Source organism: Streptomyces sp. BK340, from assembly GCF_007827595.1.
In the GTDB taxonomy this organism is placed as follows: Bacteria; Actinomycetota; Actinomycetes; order Streptomycetales; family Streptomycetaceae; genus Streptomyces.
On record NZ_VISR01000064.1, the window covers coordinates 1 to 6126 of the forward strand.

1 pseudogene is annotated in these 6126 nt (G+C 67.3%); it reads left to right on the top strand.

Annotated elements, in window-relative coordinates:
* A pseudogene (locus FB157_RS46890) lies at nt 1-6126 on the top strand (hypothetical protein); the annotation flags it as partial.

A 6126-nucleotide genomic window follows, 5' to 3' on the forward strand; every position in this document is an offset into this window, starting at 1 on the left:
GAGCTTGCCGGGTTCCTCCGCTCCCAGGGCAAGCGCAACCCCGTTGTCGGGCCGCGTGGCAAGCTCTCCCAGGTCACGGCCCCGGACACCGGCGTCATCGAGATGCGCGTCGAGGTGACTTTCGGCGAAGGTGTCCCGGACGTCGAGTGGCGGGTCTTCGGTTCTGACCAGAGCAGCGAGCAACTGGCGCACTGGCTCGATGAGGGCGTGCTGCGTGAGAAGGAAGCAGCGGCGGGCGCATCCCGGTCCGCCGAGGCCCAGCTGCGCGCGGCACTGACCGGCGAGCGGGTGGAGGCGCTGCTCAACGAGGCCAAGGCGATCATGAAGGCGTCGCATCCGATGTGGTCGTCGCTGTCGGACCAGGAGCAGCAGGACCGGCTGTGGCGGGTGGCTCAGGAGCTGGAGCGGGGGTATCGCGAGCGGGGGCCGGGCGACCGGGCGTCGGCTCACGCCCTGGTGCGCCGTCTGCGGGCGGTGGATCTGTTCACCAAGCAATCGCTCGGCATGTATGAGCCGTTCGTGCTGCATGTGCAGCACCTCCTCGCCACGCAGCACCCTTCCTGGCGGCAGCTGAACCCGGCCGACCAGCAGATGAGATTTGCCGAGCTCGTGCACGAGTCGGCGGCGAACGGGCCCGATGTCGCGGCACAGCTGGCACGGCAGTTCGAGGCCGAGTTCCCCGACGGCAACGCTTTCCTCACGCCGGCACCACTGCGGCCGCGCCCGAAGGAAACGACTGCGCAAGCGCCGGAGGACGGCGGCTCACCGTTGGCGGTCGTCAGCACCGAGCGTTCCGTAACGCCGCCTTCCGGCACGACACTACGGGGCACCGAGGGCGGTCCTGCGGACGAGCAGCAGTCGGTCCCGCATCCCGCGCCCCCAGGCAGGATGGGCGACCTCGCGGACACGGCGTCCGTGATCACCGGCACCGACTCCTCCGGACTGGCCGGAGTGACGACGAAGGAGCCCCACAGTCCTGCCTCGCCCGCCGGGTGGGCCACCCACCTCATGAGGCGGCAGCGGGAGACCTACCGGTCCGACGCCGATGCGGCAAAGAAGCAGTTGAATCAGGAGGTACGTAACGGCTCGCTCAGCTTGAAGGATCTTCGTGCCCTGATCACCGGGGCACGGGATCTGGTCCGGCAGACGACCCCCAAGTGGAAGAAGCTGTCCCTCTCGGAGCGAAGGGACCGGAACAGGCTGGTCGCGGCCGAAATATGGCTGAAGACCCCGGTGGCCGCAGAGACGCTGGCCCGCAGGCTGGCGCTGCATGACGCACTGCTGCGCGAAGAGAACGCCGAGGCTGTCTTCGAGCAGGCGTACCAATTGATTGCCCAGCACCACCCGTCCTGGTTCGACCTGGCGAGCGAGACAGAGCAGCATGACCGGCTGCTGGACGTGGCCCATGCCCTGACGTCGGGTGATGAGCAGAACGGTGTGGAGAAGGCGCGCGGTTACGAGGAACTGGTCTTCGGCCACGCCGGGCTCGACGTCTTCGATGTCGAGAAGATCAGTACCGCATCCGATCACGCGGTGGTCCTCTCCTTCGACCCGAAGGCCGAACGTGACCATCGCGAACGCGCCATCTGGAAGCAGTTCAACTCCGGCGAGGGAGCGGTATTCCATCTGGTCGATGAGGGAGGAAAGAAGCTTCCGGGTGAATTGCATCCGCTGCCCTGGGTGGTCGTGAACGGTGAGCAGAAGCCCACCGTGTACATCTCACTGCACGGAAATCAGGAAACTTTCCGCCTTGTGCTCTCGGACCGGTCGGGAGGTGACACTTCCCAGATGGCTCGCGTCGTTGGCGAGCATGCGGCCTCGCTGGTGAAGCAGAAGCTGCCCGGGATCCGGCAGGAGCTCGGGGTGACGGACGACGAAGAGATGATCTTCGTTCTCGCTGGCTGCAACGTCGGAGAGGAGATCCTCCAGGCCGAGGTGGCGGCTCAGGGTTTCGCCAACGGGCTGCAGGACGTGAACCACACGACGTACGCGAGTCCGTACTACGTGTGGACCTTGACCAAGGGAGGACTTGGCATCGAGGCGCCTTCCGGCACTCGTGATGCCTGGCTGGCGTTCAAGGCGGTGGAGAAGGGCCCGGCGAGGCCCTCCGTGCTGTACCCCGCCGATCGGGTCGTGTCGCTGAAGGCGAGCACGGACCGGGTGTGGCGGAGTCCTCTCGCCGCGTCGGGTCAGCTGAATCGCCTGCTGGACGGCCGGAGTGACCAGGGGGTGCTCTGGATCGACGGCATACGCTTCGGGAGCGGCGTCCTTGCCTACCTCGAACGCGAGGACGGCACCTGGGGTCATGAGGTCATCAGCATGGAGGACCTGGCCCGGATCATCGAGGCGGATCTGGACCCGGACATTCCCGTGGTGCTGGCCGTGGACTACGCGGGTCTCGCGCCGTGGCGGGAGGGCGGCAGGTCCCCGGCGGAGGAGCTCGCCCAGATCCTCCAGGACCGGGGCAAGCGCAACCCCGTTGTCGGGCCGCGTGGCAAGCTCTCCCAGGTCACGGCCCCGTACACCGGCGTCGTCGAGATGCGCGTCGAGGTGCCATCCGAAGAGGGTTCCCCGGACGTCGAGTGGCGGGTCTTCGGTGACGACGGGAGCGGCGAACACACGTTCCTCACGCCCCCGCCACCGCAGCCGCGCCCGCTGGACACGACTCCGCAGGTGCGCTCGCTGGACACGACCCCCCAGACGACGGAGGACGGCGGCTCGCCGGCGGCGGTCGTCGAGCCTGGGACTCCCGTCACGCCGCCGTCCGGCACGACACTACGGGGCACCCAGGACGGCGCTGCGGACGAGCGGCGGCCGGTCCCGCATCCCGCACCCCCAGGCCGGAAGGGCGACCCCGCGGACACGGTGTCCGTGATCGCCGGCACCGACTCCTCCGGACTGGCCGGAGCGATGACGAAGGAGCCCCAGGGCCCCGCCTCTCCTGCCGGGTGGGCCACCCACCTCATGAGGTGGCAGCGGGAGACCTACCGGCCCGACGCCGATGCGGCGAAGAAGCAGTTGGATCAGGAGGTACGTAACGGCTCGCTCAGCTCGAAGGATCTTCGTACCCTGATCAACGGGGCACGAGATCACGTCCGGGAGACGACCCCCACGTGGAAGAAGCTGTCCCTCTCGGAGCGAAAGGACTGGAACACGCTGGTCGCGGCCGAAGCGTGGCTGAAGAGCCCGGCGGCCGCGAAGACACTGGCCCGCAGGCTGGCGTTGCACGACGCACTGCTCCGCGAAGAGAACGCCGAGGCTCTCTTCGATCAGGCGTATCAGTTGATCGCCCGTCACCACCCGTCCTGGTTCGACCTGGCGAGCGAGACCGAGCAGCATGACCGGCTGCTGGATGTCGCCCACGCCCTGACGTCGGGTGATGAGCAGAACGGTGTACAGAAGGCGCGCGGTTACGAGGGACAGGTCTTCGGCCACGCCGGGCTGGACCTCTTCGATGTCGAGAAGATCTACACAGCATCCGATCACGCGGTCGCCCTCTCCTTCGTACCGGAATCCGAACGAGGTGCGGACCTCGCATTCTGGACATCCTTCTACTCCGGCAAGGGTGCGGTGTTCCGTCTGGTCGATGTTCTGGGCAGGCCGGTTAGATCGCATCCGCTGCCCTGGGTGGTCGTGAAAGGTCGGCAGAAGCCCACCGTGTACCTCTCGCTGCACGGAACTACGGAAATTTTCGGCCTTAAGCTATCTGCCCGGTCGGGACGCGACATTCCCGGGATGGCGGGCCTCATTGGCGAGCATGCTGCCTCGCTGGTGAAGCCGATGCTGCCTGGGATCCGGCAGGAGCTCGGGGTGGCGGACGACGAAGAGGTGATCTTCGTTCTCGTCGGCTGCAGGATGGGAATGGAGATCCTCCAGGCCGACATGGCGGCTCAGGGGTTCGCCAACGGGCTGCAGGACGTGAACCACACGACATACGCGAGTCCGTACATGGTGTGGCCCTTGAAGGAGGGGGAACTAGGCGTCGTGGCTCCGCCCGGCACCGCCGATGCCTGGCTGGCGTTCAAGGCGGCGGAGAAGGGCTTGGCGAGGCCGACCGTGCTGAATCCAGCCGATCGGGTCGTGTCGCTGAAGGCGAGCACGGACCGGGTGTGGCGGAAGCCTCTCGCCGCATCGCAGCTGAAGCACCTCCTGGGCGGCCGGAGCGAGCAGGGGATGCTCTGGATCGACGGCATACGTTCTGGGACCGGCGTCCTTTCCTACCTCGGATACGAGGACGGCACGTGGGGCCATGCGGTCATCAGCATGGAGGACCTGGGGGCCTGGCTCATCGAGGAGGATCTGGATCCGGACATCCCCGTGGTGCTGGCCGTGGACTACGCAGGTCTCGCGCCGTGGCGGGAGGGCGGCAGGTCCTCGGCCGAGGAGCTTGCCCGGTTCCTCCATGCTCAGGGCAAGCGCAACCCCGTCGTCGGGCCGCGTGGCAAGCTCTCCCAGGTCGAGGCTCCGTACACCGGCGTCGTCGAGATGTGCGTCGAGGTGCCTTCCGAAGAAGGTTCCCCGGACATCTGGTGGCAGGTCTTCGGCACCGACGAGAGCGGCGAGCACACGTTCCTCACGTCCCCGCCAGCGCAACCGCGCCCGCAGGAAACGACCGCGCAAGCGCCGCAGGGCGGCGGGGTGCTGGCCGCCGCGGCGGGCGCCTGGGCCTGGCTGGCCGGCACGGCCCCAGGCGGGCCTCGGCACTACGGCCCGGAGCGCCGGGCGAGCTCGCCGACCGCGGTCGTCGGCACCGGGAGTTCGATCACGCCGCCGTCCGGCGCGACACGATGGGCCAACCTGGACGGCCCTGCCGACACGCAGCAGCCGCGGTCCATCCCGCAGTTGGTGACCCGCGGGCAGAGGGGCGAGTCCGCAAACACGGAGTCGCTGGTCTTCAGCATCAACTCGTCCGAACCCGACAGAGTGCCGACGGAGGAGGGCCACGGCCCCGCCTCCCCTGCCGGGTGGGCCACCGACTTCATGAGGCAGCAGCGGGAGACCTTCCGGTCCGTCGTCAATGCGGCGAAGGAGCGGTTGCATCAGGAGGTACGTGACGGCTCGCTCAGCTTGAAGGATCTTCGTGCCCTGATCACCGGGGCACGGGATCTGGTCCGGCAGACGACCCCCAAGTGGAAGAAGCTGTCCCTCTCGGAGCGAAGGGACCGGAACAGGCTGGTCGCGGCCGAAATGTGGCTGAAGACCCCGGTGGCCGCAGAGACGCTGGCCCGCAGGCTGGCGCTGCATGACGCACTGCTGCGCGAAGAGAACGCCGAGGCTGTCTTCGAGCAGGCGTATCAATTGATCGCCCGTCACCACCCGTCCTGGTTCGACCTGGCGAGCGAGACAGAGCAGCATGACCGGCTGCTGGACGTGGCCCATGCCCTGACGTCGGGTGATGAGCAGAACGGTGTGGAGAAGGCGCGTGGTTACGAGGAACTGGTCTTCGGCCACGCCGGGCTCGACGTCTTCGATGTCGAGAAGATCAGTACCGCATCCGGTCACGCGGTCGCCCTCTCCTTCGACACGAAGGCCGAACGTGCTGGTCGCGAACGCCGCTTCTGGACGCAGTTCAACTCCGGAGAGGGGGCGGGATTCTACCTGGTCAATGAGGTAGGCAAGAAGTATCCGGAAAGGTATCCGCTGCCCTGGGTGGTCGTGAACGGTGAGCAGAAGCCCACCGTGTACGTGTCGATGCACGGAGTTCCGGGACTATTCAAGATTCTGGTACCGGCTGGGACGGGGCGTGACACGTCCTTGTCGGCTCGCGTCATCGGCGAGCACGCGGCCTCGATGGTGAAGCCGATGCTGCCCGGGATCCGGCAGGAGCTTGGGGTGGCGGACGACGAAGAGGTGATCTTCGTTCTCGCCGGCTGCAAACTCGGAGAGGAGAACCTCCAAGCCGAGGTGGCGGCTCAAGCGTTCGCCAACGGGCTGCAGGACGTGAACCACACGACGTACGCAAGTCCGTATTTCGTGTGGACCACGGACCGTCAGCGCGGCACATTGAATGTCGAGGCGCCTCCGGGCACTAGTGATGCGTGGCTGGCGTTCAAGGCGGTGGAGCAGGGTCCGGCGAGGCCGACCGTGCTGAACCCCGCCGATCGGGTCGTGTCGCTGAAGGCGAGC